The organism is Amorphus sp. MBR-141 (genome assembly GCF_053628695.1).
In genome coordinates this window covers 1-20,274 of sequence record NZ_JBRJGW010000010.1, presented here as the reverse complement: position 1 = coordinate 20,274, position 20,274 = coordinate 1, and the positions used below count along the sequence as shown (strand labels likewise).

Here is a 20,274-nt window from a genome sequence, read left to right as displayed (position 1 = left end):
ACCGCATCCCGAACGGCGGCATTGGAGTGGGGAATGGACTGACTGCTTCTGAGCCACGCGGTTAGGGAAGCAGCCGTTCAGGTAGCCGCTGCAGTTCGACCGCAGTGCGCGCCTTCATCTCGTTCATTCGCGCGAACACTATCCCCCAAGCACGCTCATATGGAGATCTCGGACTATCCATTCTTGGATCGCCAGACCAGCGGCTTGCGCTCTTGTCGGGCAAGTTCCTCGATCCCCAGTAGGGACGCCGCATCCTTAGGGTCGCGTCGCCTCTTGATGTCCCGGTACTCGCCAAGGAAGGCCCCCACCAAGTCAGCCATTTTCGCATCGATTCGGCCAAACAGTGCATCATCGTTGCAGAAACGGTAATGCTTACCCCACCCGCGAATAATGCTGTCGGCCCGATTTAGGGTTGCTACGAGGGAATGTTTCCGCGGAATGGTCCCACCTATCTTTGTCTCCCGCATACCCTTAGCGCTTTCGTTGAAGCGCTTCTGTACGTTCAACTCCAGCTTCGAGATCGCCTTCGATGATGGGCGGATGAATCCGTTGTTGAATTCGATCCCAAGCCAGTCGAACTTGTCGGAAACTCTCAGGGGCGCCGTCGAAGACTTTTCCTCGGACAGGGTCATCCCGAATTCGGCGAGGATGTTGATGGCCAGCCGCATGCGGGCTTTGGCGGCCGCTGCTGAAGGCGCGAGAATGATAAAGTCGTCGATATACCGGACGCACACGCAGTCGCCTTCGTTCATGCGACGATCAAAGTCGTGAAGCAGAATGTTGCCCAGCAGAGGTGACAAGGAATTGCCCTGAGCGACCCCGATAGCCTCGATTGGAAAGGCCTGCGCCTTCTCCTTCAACTCGGCCATATTCGATAACTCGAGCCTAATGGCATCCTCAAAAAGCGCCACGAACGTTGGATCTTCCGCGACTTTCGCAATGATGTTTGTCACGTGGGGTTTGGGTATTTTGGTGAAGAAGGCGCGTATGTCGGCAAATGCCACGTGGGTGGCACCATTGCCGATCGCTGTGAGCACAGCCTGAACCGCGGCGGGGACCGCTGCAAGCCCATTCGTCTGCTTCTTGATGCCGCCGAAGCTGTTGGGATTGTGAAAGTACGGCTTGAGTCCGGGAACCGTTCCCAGCGCCTCAAGTACCGCGCGCTGGACGATACGCGAACGTAGCGGGGCCAGTACGAGCGGGCGGATTTTGGCGCTTTTACTCCCGTCCGCGTTCTTCTTGGCTACCGGAATGCCCTTGGCTTCCGGAAATCGGAAGCTGCCGGCAGACAACTGACCGCTCAGTACGTTAATGTTCTTCTGCGGGTCGGCCGCGAACTCATCAACCTCAGCACGCACGTCGAGCGACGTGGACATCTGGGCATTCTCTTGAATAACGCGCCATGCTTTGTGCAGCGTCGCCTTGCTTTGCACGAATTTCATGAGGCGTGATGGCGATTTCAAAAGTCCTTAGGGTCCTGTTTGTGAGCCCACCCGTCCGACTGGCGCTGACCACTGCAGAGGTACGTTGCCGCCCATTCTGCGCGGATGAGACCGTGACCTTCGCCACCGCCTCGCCGCCGCACTCCACCTCGAACGCCCTGGATAATCCAGCCGCCGACATGAAGGCGAATGCCAACCCGATGAACCAGCGCGTCACACGACGCGGACGGCTCCCGGCCCGTGCTGACTTGGCACGTTTTTGCTTGCAGCGCGCATAAGTTGCACCTCCTACCTGACCTTAGCCTTTTTGGGCCTCGAGGCAAGGGCGCCGCTCGCTCGCGCGGCGGGACCGCCCGGCCCGTGAAATAAATGGGTCCAGCCGCCAAACAGGAACCTGAAACAGAGAGGGTTACGGCTAGCTTCATCTCATCGGAACGGTCGGGCCTGACCACTGCAGAGGTACGTTGCCGCCCATTCTGCGCGGATGAGACCGTGACCTTCGCCACCGCCTCGCCGCCGCACTCCACCTCGAACGCCCTGGATAATCCAGCCGCCGACATGAAGGCGAATGCTCAGGCGTAAATTATCTCACAAGCTGCAGATGTTCGCCAAGTGTTCTTTTCGAAACATGGATCTTAATCCGCAGAGAAGCTAATTCAGCTCGGAAACGCTACCTAGCGTTTGACCGCAGGGGGCCGCCGCCGTCTGTACCAATGTTGGGCAAAAACGCTGAAGGTCTCTACCACGCGGATAGTTCGGAGCCCAAGGTACGACCGCTTCGAGAAGCCGCCAATGACCCTCGGTATGATGGCGCACGGCAGGAGGATTCAACCAGACCGTCTAGGTCTGCACTCCGCTTCTACTCTCCGGGCATGAAGACGCGCGTCGTGAACCGGGTCCCGGAGTGGCGGTATCAGGCAGAGGCCATCGCCAGGCTCCACAAGTTGGAAGCCAGCGGGCTCCCATTCACATGCGCCGGGGACATGAATGCCGGCAGGCGCAGCAGGAGCGAGCGAGGACAGGCGAAGGTGACCGGCCTCACGGCTGGGGAGCCGGACATCCGGGTCTACATCATCGGCGGCCTGCTCCTCTCGTTCGAGCTGAAGACACCCGACGGGCGGCGATCGAAGAACCAGAAGGCGAGGCATGAGCTTCTCACCTCCCTCGGCTTCGAGGTCGTAACGATTGCCGCCCCCACCCCTTCGGCGATAGCCGACGCCATCGAGGCCGCGGTTCGCGAAAGGCTTCCCAGTGGAGCTTAAACTCCGCGTCGACATGGTCGGCATCCATCGCCTGGGCAAGTTCGCCGGGCGCTCACGGACCGAGGCCGCGAAGGCCCTAACCTTCACAGCGCAGGACGCGCAGGCGGCCCTCGTCGCGCAGGCGGGCCAGATCTTTGTTCTGCGCAACTCGTGGATCCAGAAGGGCATCCGCATCCGGCCGGCCAAGGCCGCCACGCTCGAAGCCCAGGTCGGTACGATCGACAAGTACATGGCGCGCCACGTCAAGGGACAGGACAAGTCTCCCGACTCGCCTCTCTCCGTCCGCGGCAGCCGAGACAGCCGCGGCCGCCAAGCATCCGGAGGGCTACTCCTGAAGGGCTACGGATCGATCGGCTCGGTTCCGAAGCACACCGTGGTGCGCCGTCAGATCCGCCGGCTGGAGTCGAACAAGCGAAAGCCGTTCCACATCGTGGACGGTGGCAAGGTGCTGATCGTCTCGAGGGTAGGCAAGAAGCGCTATCCGTTGAAGATCCACGCCATGCTGATCCGCCATGCGAACATGGACCGGATCTGGAATTTCGTCGGCACCGTGCGCCGCGTCGTCCGCAGCCGCTTCCCCGGCCATCTCCGACGCGCCCTGGAGCGCGCAAGCCGGACCTCTTGACCGGGAATTTTGAGCCGAAGAGGTCGGCCAGGAGGGTCGGCCCCTTTCGTCGGCGGCTGGTGCCCGAACGGTTTCACCGGAAATTTTGAGCCGGGAAAGTCGGCCGGGAGGGTCGGCCGAGAGGGTCGGTCCCCTTCCGTGATCCGCACATTCCTGATCATCGAAGGCCCGGAGCTGGTTGCCACGGCCGCCGGTGCCTCATGGCCAGCCGCCCACCCCGAAAGACGCAGGAGAGACCGCATTGACGAGCATCCGACCGTGGGCCGCGCGGCGATCCATATAGCGGTGGGTCAGCCCCTCCTCAGACCTGGCTTGACCATAGCGTGCGAGGTCAACGAGCGGTACGCGGCTCGGGCCGCTCTGGCCATGCTCGACCTCGCTCGCACGATCAACCGCGAGGAGGAGCATTTACGCGTCCGCGCGCGCCCCGGAGTCACGGCAAGGATCGGCGATTCGTAGACCGGTTGATCGACATCTTCGTGCCGATCCTGCACGTATGTACGCGCGCGCCCCGGAGTCGTGTGTCGATTTTGCGATTCGTAGACCGGCGCGATGGCTCGAGTCCGCCTAGCACCGCACGATAATATCGTCGGACAATCTGCATCATCCCGTATCACCGCATTACGGTAATATCGTAATACCGCCGATGGGTTGCGGCGCGCCCACGAATGCAACCGAGCGCGACCGTCGCCAGTATGGGCGCGCTCGGACGCAATCGCCATGCGTTGGCGCCATAATCGCCGAATCGAGCGACAGGGAAGCCCATGGGCGCGCGTCGGAGCGGTCCGGCGATGGATTTGCCGCATGCGAGCGCTCGCGCCTCCTGGCGCGGCTCTATGGCGGTTTGGCGTCCAAGCGCGGGAAAGGCGGACCGCGCGCGTTCCGCATCGCGTCCAGTAATGACGGCATCATGGCCTAGCCTCCCCTGTCAAACGCGGCGATCATGGCCGCGCGTGTCTCGCGGACACGCTCCGACCATGTGGCGTTTCGTTGCTGGCAATGGCGGCACGGCTCGCCCTCGCGCCCGGTTTCGGCGCGGCAATCCGTGCCGTCCGCCATATCGTCCGGAAAGAGGATCGCGGCGACGTGCGCGGCGCGCCTTTGCGTCACCATAAGCCCAATATGCCAAGGCCCGCCGCGCTCGCGCGCGTCGGGCCTGTCGCCTTTTGGAATTGGTGGGATGAAACAGGGTGGACCGCTCGCGCGTGCCGTCATTTGCCCCGCGCCTTGTCGCGCTCGAGCAAGGCGACGATTTCCAAGAACGTGGAAACCGGGACCGATTGCATGCGGTCGATCGTGACGCAATCGCGATCGACTCGCGCATAGAGATAGCCGCAATGACCACCGGCGCGGAAAGAGGCGGACAATCCATCCGACTCAATGTCGACATGTGACTCCGGCAATGCGGCGCGCAACCGCTCGACGGTCTCGACGATTTCAGCGCGCCTTGTCGCCAGCACGTCGCGCCGCTCGCGTTGACCGGCAAGCGCGTCCTGTGATGGCTCGATAACGCGGCGCCACACATCAGCGGCGATCTTGTCGAGCGGCCGCGACGTCGACAGGGTCGCGGATGCCGCCTTGTGCGCTTTGGTGTAGTGGTCGCGGTCGCGTGCCTGCACATCGTCCGCGGAAATATGGATCTCGACTCGGTCCGGCTTATTGTAGACGCGCGAGAATGACAGACTGTTGCCGTCGAGCGTGAACGCTGCCGAGTGCCGCATATCGTCCGGAATGTCCGATTTGTCCGGCTCGACGCTACCGCCCATAGCCCCCGCCAAATCGCGGACGAACGCGGAAACGTCTAGTTCCGATTCATTCCAGCGGTTTCGCCGCATGTATTGGTTTTCCATCGTCGACTCCAGCGTCGGCGCGGCACCATCGCCAGCGCACGGCAAGGCGCACGGGACGGATTGACTCCATCCCGTGCGCTAAGCGGCGCACTGGCGACTAGCTCGCGACGACAGCCGGGACCGGGAACCGCGCCTTGACGCGTTCCGGGATTTCGGCCACCGCGAGCCGTTCCATTTCTTCGAACCCGATCCGGTGGCATCCGATCCGGATTCCGCCGCTGGCATCGATGGAGTCGAGTTCGAAAGCGCCGGCGCGCATCCGCTCCCCGTTGCGGCGCCACGTTCGGCCGGACGCGCGGCACGCGGTGGCTTTCAGGTAGATTGCGGCCGCTTGCTCAAATGGCGCATCCGCGCCGCGTGACGTTTCCAGCCTGTCGCCCTTGCGGCGTACAAGAGTCGGCGCGTCCTGATAGAAGGCGCCCGGCTTACCGGCTAGCCATTCATCCGCCGTGATGCGCGAGCGTTGAGACAGTCGATCATACCACCACGACGGACGGCCACAGTTTGCCGGGATTTCCGAAAGCGCGTGATTGATCGACGCGGCGCGACAAAGGAACGCCATAACCGGCGCGTTGATGATGCCGAGTGCCTGCATTTCGGAAATCAGAATTTCCGGATTCCAGTGATTCCGAGTATCTTCGGAACCGGCTGCGATCCGACACGCGAGCGCATCGACGCGGCGCGCGATATCGGCGCGGTGCTCGAATGCCCGAACCTTGCGCCCATACTCCAGCCACGACTCTTTCGCGGGCTTGAGTGCCTTCAAAGCCGCTGAAACTGCCGCCCTGTCGCGTTTGGAGCCGCCTAGCCGGCCGAACCAATGACGCGCCTTCCCGGCGCACGATTGCGCGCCCGCGATCCGCGCGATTTGTTCGTTTGTCTCGACTCGCCGCTCCACCGGATTGTCGCCAGCGTCCCGCGTCGGCACCGGCATGATGCCGAGCGATTCCAGCGGACGCCGCGCGTTGATCCGCTTGGCGAACCGCCGCGCGTCGGCAAGAGCTTCCGACTCGCGCTCGCGCTTTGCCTTTGCCTTTTCGTCCGCGACGAACGCGGCGCAATCGGCCGGGAGCCGCTTTCGAACCTTGAAGGCGCGCCGATAGACTTCAGCGCTTGCGATGTTTCCGCGCCCCTCGCCGATCCGGCGCGCAAAGGCCTCGATAACGGACGCATGAGTCCGCGCGTCGTCATGCCAGCGCGACAGGTCCGGAACATAGGCGACCACTACACCGGAAAGCCCGTGAAGCGCGTTTTGTGTCAGTTGAATATGCCGGTTAGTCGATGGCGAATAGCTGTTGCAAGTGAAAAGCACCACCTCGCGACCATCGACAACGCGGCCAGTGAATTTCGCGATTGGGAAATGCTCCCCATATGAAAAGATAGTCTGACCGCGGAAATAAAAGTTCCCGTTACCCGACTTGCCGAAATCTTGCGACTGTTGCGCCCAGACGTGCGCAACCATGGCGTTTTCAAACGTCGAGCGAACGCGCCCGCCGTCCGCGTTGTGCGCTTCGTTCTGATAGTGAGCCGTATGGTGGCCGTATCCGTACATCAGCAATCCCCATTGCCTTGCGTGATCCGGCGGCATTTCCGTTGCCGTCCGTTGGTTTCTATTTAGATTTCTAAACGGATGGAGTCAACGGATTCAACGGATGGATTGGACAAAAAAAGAGCGGCCGCACGAATGCAGCCGCTAAGTCATGGGGATTATTGTATTTTTGGGCGCGCGGTAATCGCGCCCAATCCGTCGGCGCGGCGCTAGGCGCCTAGCGTCATGAGCGCCACAAGCGCGGCCAGCGCACCGATTCCCGTCACCATGATTGCGCCTAGCCGCACCGTCAAAAGCAATGACTGACGGTCGAGCGCGTCGCGCAAATCCTGCCTTGTGACAAGTTCAGCCATGATGAAATCCCGCGCCGCTTCGGCGTGTGCTTCGGCATGGTCGCGGGAAATGCCGGCACCTTCAAGGCGCCGCGCATAGGATAGCGAGTCAAACGTGAGCGCCATTGGACTCCCCTATTCCCTGCCGAGCTCAAACCTAGCGGCCACATACTCGCATGCGAGCCGGTCGCCCTCATCTAGGCACCAATCGCGCAATACATGCGTTGGCGCCTCGACAAGATCCACCACTAGGCCAAGCCGCACCGTTGAGGCGACGCATTCCCCGTCCGTCACGCATCCGACGGCATAAAGCGCCGTCAGTCGGTCCGCGATCGTCTCCGATTGCGGCAACGCTGGCACGCTCGCGAGCGCGAGCGCTAGAGCGGTAACAAATGCCTTTTTCATGCGCTCGCCCTCCCCTATGCGTCGCGCCAGCCGGCGCAATGGTCGAAATCATGGGCGAGGGTCGCGCGCCGCTCGCGCGCTTCCCGGATTTCGAAAAGGAAGGACTCCAGCCGTCTCCGCAAGGCGGCAATGATGGAAGGCGAGCCGCAAATTGCCTGCCGCGTGGCTTTGATCTCACGAATCAGCGCGAGCGCTTCAGTGCGACTCGTGGCGATTTCGTCCGCCAATTCGTCATGTTCGAGACGCCCACGGCTTGCCGCCGCATACTCGCGCGACTCTTCGGCCATGCGCTCGGCGATGCCGTCCGCCGCATGGGCGGCCTCTTTTTCATCGTCAAACGTGCCGCCGAAATCAAGGCACGCGGGGCCATCGTTCCAAGGGTCGAGATAGCCGGCCACAAAGATTGGCACGCCATTGCGTGCCGGCATCTGATAGACCGCGCCCGCGACGGTTTCGCCCTGGGTATCATCGAGAAACCATCCCGTGTGCTCGATGCGCGCCACATCATGGGCGGCACCAACGAACCGCAAGCCGCAACCGGCCGGCGCCTCAATCCAACGCATTGCATCGCTCCCGTATGCTTTGAAAGGTAGATTCCAGCCGCCGGCCGAGTCGGCATAGCGGATGCGTCCGCTTGCCGCCCAATCCAGCGCGAGCGCGGCGGCTTCCGTGGCGCTGAATTGGTTCGGCGCGCGCGCGTGGCCGCGATAGTGCGGCTTCCGAAGGCTGCGATAGCTCCAAACGAAACGCTCGCGCTCCGTTGGATTGCCGCCAGCGTAGGAAGGCGCCCGATAAATTTCCTCAATCGTTTTCATGATCTATCCCCATTGACCGGCCGGATATTTCCGTGCCGTCTGACGGATAGATACGGAAAGCTTGCGGAAACGTCAACGGATGAATCGCGGATTTACCGCGTCCGTCCGTCGGCGCCCTGAAAAATGGCGCGGCGCCGCTAGGAAATTTTGAGCAAACAGAGTCGGCCCTTATCGAGCAAACAGGCTCGGCGCCTTGCCGGCTCGCGCCGAATCCCATGCGACCGGGTCGGCGCCTCGCCACGGCATAGACAGACAGACTGCAGTCTGCGAAAGCGCCGCTGCGCGCCTATGCGCGGCGATCTATAGCGATGCGCCTTTGATCGCTGGCGATGTGCTCGATTGCTCTAAGCGCGCTGCAAAAGTGCGAGACAACGCGACAGCGCGAGACAACGCGACAGCGCAAGGCGACCAATCCCCAAAGACTAGCGATGCAATGATGCAATGCGCGGTCGGCAGTGCCGAGCATGGGCAACGCATGCGCAAAAGCGAATTGTGTGCGCATTTGGCGTAATACGCGCATACGATCGGTCAATATGACCGTAATATCGTATTACAAATTCAATGGGTCCTTCCAGGGCGGCACCGGCTGCGGGTAACGCGCGAGCGCCGAGGTTTTCTAGACGCAGGCTTCAAAAGTTAGGTTTTTGTTTCTCAAGCCAGCCTCCGAGAGGGTCTTTGTCTGAGAACGCGCGCCCAGAATTGCGCGCTGCGCGGCGAATCTAGCGCCCTGTGAGCCGGAATTTCCACTTGCGCGCACGCTGCGCCGAAGCCAAACTCGCTTCCGCAGGCCAAGGTACCTGGAGCCGATGGACGCTCCAGGCCCTCTCTCAGGGAGCCAGCCCTCGGGTCTGTAAGACGGGGTGTGCAGCACCCGGCCAGGTCGCCTGCACACCCCTCCATCGCGAGTGCAAGCAGAGGATTGCCCGCCGCTTCGGATTTGGCAAACATTTCGGGGCGTAAAGGGGCTTTTGCTCCGGAGTATTCCCGGTATTCCCCACCATTGGGGATAATCGCTTCGCTGATTGACAAAGTGATCAATGTCTGAGCGGCCGCGCCCATCCAAGCGACGGGGGCATCGGACCGACCCCGCGGATCCGGCTCGGTCGCAGCATCGTCTCTCCCATCAGAGCATGGGAGCGGGATTTGATGATCGTCATTGGGCTGGTTGGGCGAGCAGGTTCCGGCAAGACCACGGTGGCCGACTACCTCGTGGAGCGGCTCCACTTCCAGCGCGCTAAGTTCGCGACGGCGCTGAAGGGCATGATGCGGGCGCTGCTCGCATACCGCGGCGCAGATCCGCACACCATCGAGCGGATGATCGAAGGCGATCTCAAAGAGATCCCCTCCCCCTACCTGGCCGGAAAGACGCCCCGCTATGCGATGCAGACCCTCGGCACCGAGTGGGGCCGCGACCGCATCGACAAGGATTTCTGGGTGGACAGCGAGATGGGTGCGCTCGAGCGCCAGTTCAGCAGCGCCCGACTAACCTTGTCTCCCCCCATGTTCGTCTTTGACGATGTCCGTTTCGCAAACGAGGTGGAAGCGATCCGGGCATCCAGCGACGGCATCCTGGTCCGCATCGCACGAGCCGCCGCCGACGCCATCGAGGCCGGGCACGAGTCTGAGCGCCTCGAGGTGAGCGCCGATGTCGTGATCCAGAATGAAGCCGACAAGCGCTCGCTGTTCCTGGCTGTCGATGACCTCGTCAGTCGGCTCCGGGGGCGCAACCGATGATCAAGCAGGTCGACAACCTCCTGGCTCGACGGCTGCTCATCATTCTCGCACTCCCGCTAGTGTTGGTCGCGCTGGTGCTGTGCACGCTCGCCGATCTGGCTATCCGGATCGCCGGCGGGTTCGGCGAAACCGGCGCCGAGATGGCCGACTTCTACCAAGAGGTCGCGCCCGCGGTTCGGGACGCCTGGAAGCGCCGGTGATCGATGGGCCGCGTCGTCAATCGGCAGGAGCTTGCCGACATCCTGGGGTACTCGCTCCCCACCATCTCGGCTTGGATCGAGGCCGGCGTCCCCGTCGTCACGCACGGCGGGCGCGGCAAGGCCTACGAGTTCAACACCGAGGAGGTTGTCGCCTGGCTGCTCGAGCGCGAGCGCAACCTTCGCAAGCGCGATGCGGCGGCCGCCAACGGCGAAGACGGCGAGCCCATCAACATCGATCGCGCCAAGCTCCGGAAGGAGCTTGCGCAGGCGCGACAGGCCGAGCTCAACCTAGCCAAGGACATGGACCTGGTTAAGCCGGTCGCGATGATCGCGAAGGTCATCTCCGACGAGATCGCCAACGCGCGTCAGCGCCTCCTCTCGATCCCGAACCGCCTACGGCCCCACTTCCAGATGGCGATCAGCGACTCCGTGCAGGTCTCGCACCTTGTCGCCAAGACCGAGGAGCTGGTGCGCGAGGCGATGCTCGAGATCCGGTCGCATGAAGCCATGCCGACCGGCGTCGCGGGAGAAGAAGAGGCCCCCGATGGTTGAGCTGTGCCTCCTGTTCGCCTTCCTTCTGGCGCTGACCGATAGCCCCGGATGGGGCTGGATGCTGCTCCTGGCCCTGCTCATCGCGTGAGCAGCCACGTCAAGATCCTCGACGATTTCGACGAGCTCCATGTCGAGGCCCTCCGGAGTGAGCTCGCAGAGCTAGTCGCCCAGAGCTTCCGGCCACCGCCGAAGCTGACCGTCTCCGCTTGGGCGGACGACTACCGCGTCCTATCGGCAGAGGCCTCATCCGAACCGGGCAAATGGTCCACCGCGCGCGTCGAGCCGTCCCGCGGCATCATGGACGCCTTCAGCGAGCCGGGCATCGAGATCGTCACCTGCATGGTGGCCGCCCAGACGGTGAAGACCGAGGTCATCAACAACGTCACGGGCTACCACGTCCACCTGGACCCCGGCCCGATGCTAATCCTGCAACCCACGTTGCAGATGGGCGATGCGCTTCGTCCTGAGCCCACTTCGGCTGGTGGTGGCCGCATTCGGCTTCATCGCCGGTAGCGCCGTAGCCACCGGCATCCTGGTTGTTGCCGGCCTCCTCATCGCGGCCGGCGCCTGGATCTACAACAACTGGGAGGGAATCCTCGAGATGTTCGGTGGGATCGCCGACACGCTCGCGGAACGGTTCCCGATGGCGGCGGAGGCTGTCAGCGGTGTGACAGACGCCCTCCAGGACGTGTGGGACTGGGTCACTGACCTTGTCGGCCCGATCGACGCCACCGAGGAGGAATGGCGCGGCTGGGGCGTCGCGATTGGCAACGCAATCGCCGACGCGATCGAAGCAGTCGGAAGGCTGATCAGCTACATCCTCGAAATCCCGGGCAACGTGGCCTCGGCTGCAACTGAGTTTGCCACCGAAATGGCCGCGCTTGCGCAGCGTGGATGGGACGCGTTCAAGAACATCAACTGGGCTGAGCTCGGAAGAAGCGTGGTTCGCGGCATTGTGGACGGCATTCTCTCGATGGGTCGAGCGATCGGGGATGCGCTGACCGGCGGGACTGGTGGCGCTCTATCGATCTCGAACCCTGACGGCGCCGCGAAGGCGGGCGCAGCCGTGGGCGGCGCCATCGGGCTCGCCGGCAAGCGCGCCTCGGGCGGCCCGGTCCGAATGGGACTTCCCTACCTCGTTGGCGAGCGTGGCCCGGAAATTTTCGTCCCGTCGGAGAGTGGCAACATCGAGACCAACGCGCTCTATCGGCGCTTCACACAGGCTGGGGTCGCGAGCGAGGCGCGTGCGGCACGCGGCGGCGACCACAACGAGTTCCACCTCAGCATTGATGGGTCGCAGGATCCGAAGGCGACGGCCGCGGAGGTCGAGCGCACGATCTACAGCATCCTCGGCCGGCTTGAGTCCGACCAGCGAAACCTCCTGAGCGACTGATGATCGGACACACCCTAATGGCCCTCGGCGACTACCGGTTCTCTGTCGAGGCCGGCGGCCTCCAGAAGATCAGGCGCCGCACCCGGTGGCGCTGGCCGTCGCAGGATCGGATCGGCATGGCGCCTGCGCGCCAGTTCGTCGGGCCGGGAGAGGAGGAGATCTCCATCGACGTCACGATCTTTCCCCAGTACCGCGGCGGCGTCGGACAGGTGGCCCAGATGCGAGCCCAGGCCGGGCTTGGCGTCCCCATGATCCTCGTGGACGGCACCGGTGTCTTCTGGGGGCGGTATGTCATCGAGCGCGTCGGAGAGGAGCGTGGCGTCTTCTTCGGCAATGGCGCGCCCAGGAAGATTGAGTTCGACCTCGATCTCGCCCGGTACGCCTAATGCAGACCTACCGCACACAGCAGGGCGACACCGTCGACCTGATCGCCTGGACGCTGCGAAAGCGCACGCGGGACCTCACCGAGGCGATCCTCGATGCCAACCCGGGCCTGGCCGACATGGGGCCTATCCTCCCCGAGGGGCTCGAGATCAACATCCCGGATAACCCGCCCGAGACCCCGCTCGACGTCCGGAGGCTCTGGTCGTGACACCGGCGGCTCGCATCGTGCTCGGCGGAATCGACATCACCGCCAACCTCCTCCCCAAGCCGTTCGGCATTCCGCTTCTCGGCGGAGGGGTCGCGATCACTGCCGGCGCACTCGGGAGTCGGGACTGCCCTCTGCTCTCGATCCGGACAGAAGACAACGAGGGCCTGAAGCAGGACAGTGCGAGCCTGTCGGTCGACAACCGGTCCGGTTACGGGGCACCGCAGGAAGGCACCCGGATGCAGGTCTGGCTCGGTTACGCCGGGTCTGATGGCGGTGCCGGCGGCCTCGCCTACATGGGCGCCTACTATACGGGCCAGTGGACGAAGAGCGGCCGCCCGAAGCTCATGGAGGTCTCGGCGCACGCCGTGGATCCAACCAGCGGCGCGAAGGAGCCACGGTCGACGTCCTATCACGAGATGACCGTGGGAGACATCGTCGGCAAGATCGCAGGCCGGCGCGGCCTCGACGCGAAGGTCCACCCGAGCATCGCATCGATCCGGATCGGTCACATCGACCAGAGCAGTGAGAGCGACATCAGCTTCCTCTCGCGCCTCGCGAAGAGGATCGGCGCCAACTTCAAGGTCGCCAATGACACCCTGATCCTCAACGAGATCTCGCCCAGCCTGCCGGGCGGAGGCGATGTGCCGGTCTTCACCATCACTGAGACAGGGCAGACCGACTGGCGTTCGACCGGCTCGGAGCGCGGGAACTATGGCGGGGCGACAGCATCGTTCCAGAACGTCGAGACCGGCGAGCGAGAGTGGGTGAAGGTCGGCAGCGGTGACACGGTCTATCGTGACCGTAAGGTCTACAAGACCGAGGAGGAGGCCCGCCAGGCAGCCACCGGCCAGCTCTCGGCCCTCCAGCGCGGCAAGATTCTGACGACCATTAGCATGCTCGGCGAGGTGACCTACTTCGCCGGCGCGCGGGCCGATCTCGTCGCCTTCGATCCCGATATTGACGGCCTGCACGTCATCAAGAGCGTGTCGCGCACCCTCGACGCCGGCGGCTTCAAGCAGTCGATCAGTCTCGAGAGCGTGTCGGACGAGTAAAGGCCACCGGAACGGCCCCGTCCCCACAGTCGTCGACGACGAGAATGGATGCACATCAAGGAGCATCCATGTTCACCAACCGACAGATCCAGCAGCGCCTCGTCGATTTCGGATACGACATCGGCCGCTGGGGAGTCGATGGCGTGATCGGCCCGGACACCGAGGCAGCGATCGTGGCGTTCAAGCGCGACCGCGGTCTGCGTGCCCGCCCGTACATCGGACCGATCACCTTGGGCCTGCTCTTCACGGAAGGTCAGCTTTCCTCGGTCGGAGACGAGCCATGGCTTAACGAGATCACGAAGTACCTGAACTACCATGAGGTGCGGGACCGCCTTGCCCTCATGCGATGGCTGAAGTCCGATGGGCGGACCTTGGGCGATCCATCCAAGAGCCCCTGGTGCGGCGACGCGGTTGAGACCGCCGTCCGCCTCGCCCTCCCCTCCGAGCCGCTGCTCGGTCGCGTGGGCCTGAATCCGTACCTCGCTCGAAACTGGACCGAGTTCGGCGTGGCGTCCCGGCCCCTGTACGCCACGGTCGGGGTGTTCTGGCGCACGCACCGCACCAAGTCGACCGACGGGCATGTCGGGTTCCTCATCGGGTACGACCGCGACCTGCGCCGCTTCCGAGTCCGCGGCGGCAACCAGAGCAACAAGGTCTGCGACGCCTGGCTGGACGAAGGCCGCCTGCTCGAGGCGCGCGCCCCATCGACCTACGGCAAGCCGCTCCTTCCTCTCCCGCTCGTGGACAGCACGGGCGCCGTCATTTCGCACAACGAGGCTTAGCACAGTGGATAACGATATCCGGAGCGGCCTCTACCTCGACAACTGGCCCAAGCGACGTCGGTGGATGGCGCTCGTCATGATCTGGATGGCAGCCAACGTCGAATACCTGGTCGTCTTCGGCGACCCAGACAGCGCCCTGCATCAGCAGGCGCTCGTCGCCCTAATCGGCGGCATCTTCGCAACCCTCGGATCCTACGTCTTCGGCGCAGTCTGGGACGACGTGGACAAGCGCAAGCGGGCCGCCGGACTGTGACCGCTGTTCTCGCCTGGTTCGCCAAGAAGGCCATCCCGTGGAAGTGGATCGGCGTGGCGCTGGTTCTGACCCTCGTCGGTGGGTCGGTGTTCGCCGGATACCGGTTCGTCGAAGGGCTGAAGACCGAGCTCGCTGAGTCCCAGGCCAAGCTCTACTCGGCCGAGATCTCGCTCAAGGCCGCGGAGGGGACGGTTGCCCTACTCCGCGAGCAGCACGCGGCCAACGTCAAGCGCCTCGAGGAGCTCGAGGCGGAGAACAAGGCCGTTCGCGCACGGTGGAAGGCCGTGACGTCCGAAATCAACTCGCTCGAGGCCTCCAATGACCCGGACGCTTTCTTTTTTGATCTCAATCGCCTGTACGACGGCGTTAACCGGATGCTTGAGCGCTCCTCCCGCGGTCCCGACTCCGACGGCCGGGCTCTCGGTGATTCACCCTCCGCTCCCTGACCCGGTCGAGCTCCCCAACGTGACCTGGCGCGCCTGCGAGAACCGCACGATGGCCTGCGTCACCCCGGAGGAGGCTCGTGAGCTAGTCGCCGCAAATGTGGCAGTCGGCCGCTGGATGGACGAGGCGAATAACGTCATCGGCTACTATCGGAAGCTGAAGTGAGCCTCTCTCTCGACAGCGCATTGACCGTGATCGGCGGCGTCGTGAAGGCGATCGGCTACGTCGGCGTCATCGGCGCCAGCTACGTCGCCATCGGCCTCCCGCTACCGGCGACGGTCGAGTACGTCGATCACAGCATCGGCGCCATCTCCACATCGCTCTTCGACCTGAGGCAGACGGTCCTCGAGGGCCAGCTTCGCGACATCGTCGCGCAGCGCAACTTCCTGAGGAACGAGGAGACCACGATCCGGCGGAGCCTCGACCTCATCGACGACTCCGCGAAGGCCGTCCTGCTTCTTCGTCTCGGCGAGATCCAGGACACCTTGAAGACCCTCGACCGGCAAGAGGTCGAGGTGCGCCAGAAGCTCAAGCGCGTCAGTAGCTAGGGGACGATCCATGGTGAGCAATGACAACCGCGCCCGCCGTCAGGCGGCCGTGAACGAGGCTTTGCGTGCCGGCTTCGCCCCCTTGGGCCAGCGCGGCGGCCGCGGCTCAGCGGTTCGCGAGGCGGCGCGTGTCCTCCAGGAGTCCCCGAACACCCTTACGTCTTGGGCGAAGATCGAAGAGCGTGAGGCCGCCGCCGGCCGTGAGTCGTTTCAGCCGGATTGGTCACTGTCGACCGCCGCGGGGGACGAGGTGATGGTCGAGAAGCCCACGCCGGCTGAGCACGCCCACGCCCGGGCCGTGGCGCTCTCCACCGACATCACCCGGCTTGTGACCGGCTCCCGCTTCCCCTTGGTCAATCCGGAAGCGATCCGGGTGGAGTCCCACCTCACCCGTCGCTACAGCCGGGATGCCGGTGGCTACGTCACCTGCGAGAGCACTCCCCGGACCTGGGTCACCGACACCCTGCGCGTGGCGCCGGTCAAGGACTCCCGCAGCCGCAAGTTCCTCTTCACCGGCGCGCAGAACGACACGCCGGTGCATGAGCCGTTCTGGCGCAACCTCCAGGCGTTCGCCGACCACCTCGGTGCCCAGATTGTGGTCGGGCCGTGGACCTACGAGACGCAGTGGTGGAGCGAGAACAACCCGACCTCGCGCTCCTATGATGAGCTGCTCGGCGGACATCTCTGCTTCGGTCAGATGGCCATCGGCGATCGGTTCGTGTTCTGCGGCGAGATGAACACGCTGCCGACGGCGGCGAACCCGATTTCCAACCTCCTGACGTACAGCCGCGGCAAGTGGGCGGTGTTCCCGCATGCCAAGCGGCAGCTCAAGAGCGTGCCCTCCACCAACCCGCGGATCCAGCCGCACCAGGTCATGACGACCGGCGCCTGCACCCACCCGAAGGTGATCGCGCGCAAGGCCGGCGTCGCGTCGATCTTCCACCACGTGATCGGTGCCACGCTCGTCGAGTTCGATGAGGATGGCGACGTCTTCTGCCGGCAGATCACCGCCGGATCCGACGGATCGTTCTACGACCTCGACCGGCACGTTTCCGACGGACAGGTCACGACTGGGCACCGGGTCCGGTCGATCGTCTTCGCGGATATCCACCGTGCCAAGCTCGGCCCAGCCAACGCGCTCGCCACCTTCGGGCTGGACCTCCGCACCGGCGCGACCGTCGCCGGCGGCAACATGCTCGACGACCTGAACCCCGAGGACACCTTCGCGCACGACCTCTTCGACAACGAGACGCGCAGCCACCACCACGCCAACGACAACGCCCACTCATACGAGCAGGCGATCCGCGGCCGCGACAGCGTCCTGGACGAGATCGGGCAGGCGGCCGACTTCCTCGTCGACACTCAGCGCCCGTTCACGCGCCAGCACGTTGTCGAATCCAACCACGACCTCGGCCTGGAGCGGTACGTCCGCGAGGGGCGCTACCGGATGGACGGGCGCAACATCAAGGCGGGGCTTGTGCTCGAGAAGGCCTATCTCGAGTTCCGTGAGCGCGTGGCCGCCGCTCTGGATACCTTCGCCTCCCCGCCGACTTTCAGTCTCCTCGAGCACGCCATTCGCGAAGCGCGCGGCCGGAAGGTTGCCCATGTCCGCTGGATCCACGACGGCCAGAGCTTCACGGTCGACGGCGTCGAGTGCGGACACCACGGGTTCCGCGGCGCCAACGGCGCGAAGGGTACGGTGACCGGCTTCGCCCGGCTCGGCGCGAAGATGTCGATCGCCGACAAGCACTCCCCCGAGATCCTCGACGGCGTCTACGTCGCCGGCTCGATGGAGCTCCAGCACGGCTACAATAAGGGGCCTTCCGGCTGGGCCGTCGCGCACATCGTCCAGTATCCAGACGGCAAGCGCACCCTGGTCACGCTCCAGAACGGGAAGTGGCGGGCTTAGAGGCCCGCCCAGTCGCGCACGAGCTGCCGGCGCGCCCAGACGCAGTCGCCGTCCTTGTTGAGCGCCCTGACGCACACCGCGACCTTGTCGGCCGTCGCCATCTCAATGACGTAGCGACCCGCTCGAGTGATCCCCTGACACCCCTCGGCCTGAAAGGCGTCGCCCTGGGCCGCGATGTCGCGGATGCTGTCATAGAGGGTCGAGATGTCGCGACAACCAACGGTCGGCTCAGAGAATTGGACCACGGGGTCTACGGCCGCCGCCGGCATGGCTACGAAGGCTGAGGCTGCGATGATGGCGGCGCGGAGCATTTGACCCTCCCGGAATGGATCTCGACGTTTTGCAATCCGAATGTAAGTGCCTGATCCAACTAGCGCCAGAATGTCAGCATTTTGTTGCTAACCCATTGGCGATTAACGATTGGACATCTGACTCTTAATCAGCGGGTCCACGGTTCGAGTCCGTGTGCGCCCACCAAATTCCGGGAAATCAATGGCTTAGAGGTGCATTCGTGCATGTTCTCTGGTCATTGGATCGATGGGGGTTTCCTCCGTCAAAAAGTCCCACCGCACCGGCACGCCTCTCGCCTCAACGGCGATCGAGGCGTGCCCGTGCGTTTCGGTCGTCACCTGTCAGCTCCCTCCTTTCAACAGCTTCCGTTGGTGGGCACCCGGCTTCGCGGTGCGCGCGTTCGCCCCGATATTCTTCGGGTGCCGCAAGCTCTGGACAAGTCAGCTGATCCATATCGCCTCCAGATAGGCGACAGATCGGGGCAGCGGCGATTTCGGCTCTTTCAAGGTTCGGATATCGCAGCCACGACGTGGGCGTGCGATTGTGCACGAGATCTGACCGCATCGAGGCGTCGGTTTGTGGATTGGCCAGCTGAATGAGTCCGTCACCCAGCCATTTTCAGGATGTGCGGGCCCGCGCCGCAGGCGGTGTTCTCAGCCGCCTTCGGTCCGATGCGGTGTTCCGCAAATCGGCCCTTGTCTGGTTCACGGCCTTGCTCGCCGGCTCGCTGCTCGTCCTCGGCGCAGGGATCATGCTGGTTCACGACCGGGAACGATCGCTCCGCCTGTCCGAGCTGAAGGCCGGCGAGCAGGGAATCGTCGTCGCCCAGCTCAACGAGGTTCGCGACCATCTCGCGCTCATTCGCGCGGACGCCCTCTTTCTTCGCGATGAGTATGAACTGGCGCTGGAATCCCGCAACGGCGACGCCCCCCTTGCCGCTGCCGACATCGCCGGGCGATCCATGAATTTTCTGCGGACAAGGGACACCTACGATGAGATCCGCATCATCGGAACGTCCGGCCGCGAGGCCGTGCGGATCAGCCACAACGACGGATCACCAACCGTCGTCGACCAGGCATTGCTTCAGGACCAGTCCAGCCAGCCCTATGTCGGCGGTGCGCAACAGCTGGATTACGGCGAGATCTACGTCTCTCCCCTCGGCCTGTCCGCCAACGACGGGGTCATCGCCGCTCCCCATCGACCGACGATCCATTTTGCCACGCCCGCCCGCACGTCAACCAACACCTCGGCGGGGTCCATCGTCTTGAACTATCATGCCGCCCCGATGCTCTCGTCAGTCGAGGAGGCCGCCAACCTGTCGACCGGCGAGCCCGTTCTTCTCAATGCAGACGGATACTGGCTCGTTTCCGCTGACCCGCTTCGGACGTGGGGCTTCATGTTCCCCGACGGCAAGGACAACCGCATGGAGAGCCGCTATCCGGCTACCTGGGCGGCAGCAAGAACCGCGAATTCTGGACAGGTACAGACCCCCGAGGGCCTGTTCACCTACCGCGTCATCGATCCGGTGCAGAACGTGACCGCCCCGGCATCCGGCATCGAGAGTCTTCGCCCATCACCCGCGGCGCCCCCTGCCTCCGAGGGCGGCCAGATCTGGTATGTGGGAACGTTCGTGCCTGCCGCGAGCCTCGAAGAGGAAATCGACGAGCCGACGGGCGCCTCGCACATCTACATCGCCGTCATCATCGCGCTGTGCCTCGCCGGTTCAGCCGCCGGCGCGGTCGCCATCGCCGAAAGCCGCAACTACCGCCGTACGCTAGAGCGGCTCGCCGCCGAGGATTCCCTGACCGGCCTGGCAAACCGCCGCGCTCTTGAAGAGCGGCTGGCGCAGGAGATCGACCTGGCCCAGCGCAAGGATCGGCAGGTCACGATCGCATTTCTGGACGTCGACGGGTTCAAGGCCATCAACGACGAGCTCGGCCACGCCATCGGCGACCAGGCGCTTGTCGACATCGCGGACGTCATCGATGCCAACGTGCGCAGCTACGATGTCGTCGGCCGGTTTCGCGCCGGCGAGCCCGGCACCGGCGCACCGCTCTCGGCGCGCATCGGCGGCGACGAGTTCGTCATCATGTTTCCCGACTCCGCAGGCCCGGAGCCGGCCGCTGCGATCCTCCGCCGCATCGCCGCCAGTGGCCTGCTCCCCGGCAAGTGGCCACTGTTGTGAGTTAGATTTCGGCTCCAACATTGGAGCTGAGAATGCCGAAGAAGCGCTATTCCCCTGAA

General features: G+C 63.9%; 24 protein-coding genes. 17 read left to right on the top strand and 7 right to left on the bottom strand.

The features are described 5' to 3' along the window. Nucleotides 1-173: 173 nt before the first annotated feature. The gene (locus ACSSVZ_RS14475; protein WP_453971117.1) at nucleotides 174-1,442 is read right to left on the bottom strand and encodes a reverse transcriptase domain-containing protein; all 1,269 of its coding nucleotides are present in this window, start codon (nucleotides 1,440-1,442) and stop codon (nucleotides 174-176) included. Nucleotides 1,443-2,329: 887 nt separating this feature from the next. Here ACSSVZ_RS14475 and ACSSVZ_RS14470 point away from each other — a divergent pair. Then, on the top strand, nucleotides 2,330-2,704 hold the full coding sequence (locus tag ACSSVZ_RS14470; RefSeq protein WP_453971116.1) for a hypothetical protein: 375 nt from the start codon (nucleotides 2,330-2,332) through the stop codon (nucleotides 2,702-2,704). 13 nt (nucleotides 2,705-2,717) lie between these two features. Beyond that, entirely contained in the window at nucleotides 2,718-3,329 is a 612-nt protein-coding gene (locus tag ACSSVZ_RS14465; protein ID WP_453971114.1) for a hypothetical protein, read from the top strand. A 1,211-nt stretch (nucleotides 3,330-4,540) separates the two neighbouring features. Here ACSSVZ_RS14465 and ACSSVZ_RS14460 read toward each other — a convergent pair. From ACSSVZ_RS14460 to ACSSVZ_RS14440, 5 genes are all read right to left on the bottom strand, one after another. Beyond that, nucleotides 4,541-5,179: a hypothetical protein gene (locus tag ACSSVZ_RS14460; RefSeq protein WP_453971112.1), complete on the bottom strand. Its 639-nt coding sequence runs from the start codon at nucleotides 5,177-5,179 to the stop codon at nucleotides 4,541-4,543. A 97-nt stretch (nucleotides 5,180-5,276) separates the two neighbouring features. Then, complete coding sequence (locus ACSSVZ_RS14455) at nucleotides 5,277-6,731, bottom strand: hypothetical protein (RefSeq protein ID WP_453971110.1); 1,455 nt, start codon at nucleotides 6,729-6,731, stop codon at nucleotides 5,277-5,279. 206 nt (nucleotides 6,732-6,937) lie between these two features. After that, nucleotides 6,938-7,186, bottom strand: coding sequence for a hypothetical protein (locus tag ACSSVZ_RS14450; protein WP_453971109.1), 249 nt, complete (start codon nucleotides 7,184-7,186; stop codon nucleotides 6,938-6,940). A gap of 9 nt (nucleotides 7,187-7,195) precedes the next feature. Then, nucleotides 7,196-7,465, bottom strand: a complete 270-nt coding sequence (locus tag ACSSVZ_RS14445) for a hypothetical protein (protein ID WP_453971107.1) — start codon at nucleotides 7,463-7,465, stop codon at nucleotides 7,196-7,198. A 14-nt stretch (nucleotides 7,466-7,479) separates the two neighbouring features. Next, the gene (locus ACSSVZ_RS14440; RefSeq protein ID WP_453971105.1) at nucleotides 7,480-8,280 is read right to left on the bottom strand and encodes a hypothetical protein; all 801 of its coding nucleotides are present in this window, start codon (nucleotides 8,278-8,280) and stop codon (nucleotides 7,480-7,482) included. 1,146 nt (nucleotides 8,281-9,426) lie between these two features. On the opposite strand from ACSSVZ_RS14440, the gene ACSSVZ_RS14435 reads away from it, so the two are divergent. The 14 genes from ACSSVZ_RS14435 (at nucleotide 9,427) to ACSSVZ_RS14370 (ending at nucleotide 17,739) form a co-directional block, all read left to right on the top strand. Further along, nucleotides 9,427-10,014, top strand: a complete 588-nt coding sequence (locus tag ACSSVZ_RS14435; protein WP_453971103.1) for a deoxynucleotide monophosphate kinase — start codon at nucleotides 9,427-9,429, stop codon at nucleotides 10,012-10,014. After that, the gene (locus ACSSVZ_RS14430) at nucleotides 10,011-10,214 is read left to right on the top strand and encodes a hypothetical protein (RefSeq protein WP_453971101.1); all 204 of its coding nucleotides are present in this window, start codon (nucleotides 10,011-10,013) and stop codon (nucleotides 10,212-10,214) included. The genes ACSSVZ_RS14435 and ACSSVZ_RS14430 overlap by 4 nt, the downstream gene beginning before the upstream one ends. 3 nt (nucleotides 10,215-10,217) lie before the next feature. Further along, entirely contained in the window at nucleotides 10,218-10,766 is a 549-nt protein-coding gene (locus ACSSVZ_RS14425; protein WP_453971099.1) for a terminase small subunit, read from the top strand. 84 nt (nucleotides 10,767-10,850) lie between these two features. After that, complete coding sequence (locus ACSSVZ_RS14420) at nucleotides 10,851-11,279, top strand: phage terminase large subunit family protein (protein ID WP_453971098.1); 429 nt, start codon at nucleotides 10,851-10,853, stop codon at nucleotides 11,277-11,279. Continuing rightward, on the top strand, nucleotides 11,218-12,159 hold the full coding sequence (locus ACSSVZ_RS14415) for a hypothetical protein (protein WP_453971097.1): 942 nt from the start codon (nucleotides 11,218-11,220) through the stop codon (nucleotides 12,157-12,159). The genes ACSSVZ_RS14420 and ACSSVZ_RS14415 overlap by 62 nt, the downstream gene beginning before the upstream one ends. A gap of 17 nt (nucleotides 12,160-12,176) precedes the next feature. Then, on the top strand, nucleotides 12,177-12,545 hold the full coding sequence (locus ACSSVZ_RS14410; protein ID WP_453971096.1) for a phage tail protein: 369 nt from the start codon (nucleotides 12,177-12,179) through the stop codon (nucleotides 12,543-12,545). Beyond that, complete coding sequence (locus tag ACSSVZ_RS14405; protein ID WP_453971094.1) at nucleotides 12,545-12,751, top strand: tail protein X; 207 nt, start codon at nucleotides 12,545-12,547, stop codon at nucleotides 12,749-12,751. Before ACSSVZ_RS14410 ends, ACSSVZ_RS14405 begins: the two co-directional genes overlap by 1 nt. Beyond that, a complete protein-coding gene (locus tag ACSSVZ_RS14400; RefSeq protein WP_453971092.1) occupies nucleotides 12,748-13,803 on the top strand; it encodes a phage late control D family protein in 1,056 nt (351 codons plus the stop codon). Before ACSSVZ_RS14405 ends, ACSSVZ_RS14400 begins: the two co-directional genes overlap by 4 nt. Nucleotides 13,804-13,871: 68 nt before the next feature. Further along, on the top strand, nucleotides 13,872-14,585 hold the full coding sequence (locus ACSSVZ_RS14395; RefSeq protein ID WP_453971090.1) for an NlpC/P60 family protein: 714 nt from the start codon (nucleotides 13,872-13,874) through the stop codon (nucleotides 14,583-14,585). A 4-nt stretch (nucleotides 14,586-14,589) separates the two neighbouring features. Continuing rightward, nucleotides 14,590-14,838 (top strand): hypothetical protein, encoded by a 249-nt coding sequence (locus ACSSVZ_RS14390; RefSeq protein WP_453971088.1) that lies wholly within the window; start codon nucleotides 14,590-14,592, stop codon nucleotides 14,836-14,838. Next, entirely contained in the window at nucleotides 14,835-15,284 is a 450-nt protein-coding gene (locus ACSSVZ_RS14385) for a hypothetical protein (RefSeq protein ID WP_453971087.1), read from the top strand. The genes ACSSVZ_RS14390 and ACSSVZ_RS14385 overlap by 4 nt, the downstream gene beginning before the upstream one ends. A 19-nt stretch (nucleotides 15,285-15,303) precedes the next feature. Next, complete coding sequence (locus ACSSVZ_RS14380; protein WP_453971085.1) at nucleotides 15,304-15,447, top strand: hypothetical protein; 144 nt, start codon at nucleotides 15,304-15,306, stop codon at nucleotides 15,445-15,447. Beyond that, nucleotides 15,444-15,830, top strand: coding sequence for a hypothetical protein (locus ACSSVZ_RS14375; RefSeq protein ID WP_453971083.1), 387 nt, complete (start codon nucleotides 15,444-15,446; stop codon nucleotides 15,828-15,830). The genes ACSSVZ_RS14380 and ACSSVZ_RS14375 overlap by 4 nt, the downstream gene beginning before the upstream one ends. 253 nt (nucleotides 15,831-16,083) lie before the next feature. After that, a complete protein-coding gene (locus tag ACSSVZ_RS14370) occupies nucleotides 16,084-17,739 on the top strand; it encodes a hypothetical protein (protein WP_453971081.1) in 1,656 nt (551 codons plus the stop codon). Here ACSSVZ_RS14370 and ACSSVZ_RS14365 read toward each other — a convergent pair. Then, entirely contained in the window at nucleotides 17,736-18,050 is a 315-nt protein-coding gene (locus ACSSVZ_RS14365) for a hypothetical protein (RefSeq protein WP_453971080.1), read from the bottom strand. The two genes, ACSSVZ_RS14370 and ACSSVZ_RS14365, sit on opposite strands and share 4 nt — an antisense overlap. 575 nt (nucleotides 18,051-18,625) lie before the next feature. Between ACSSVZ_RS14365 and ACSSVZ_RS14360 the strand changes: the two genes are divergently transcribed. Continuing rightward, on the top strand, nucleotides 18,626-20,215 hold the full coding sequence (locus ACSSVZ_RS14360) for a GGDEF domain-containing protein (protein WP_453971078.1): 1,590 nt from the start codon (nucleotides 18,626-18,628) through the stop codon (nucleotides 20,213-20,215). Nucleotides 20,216-20,274 lie beyond the last annotated feature (59 nt).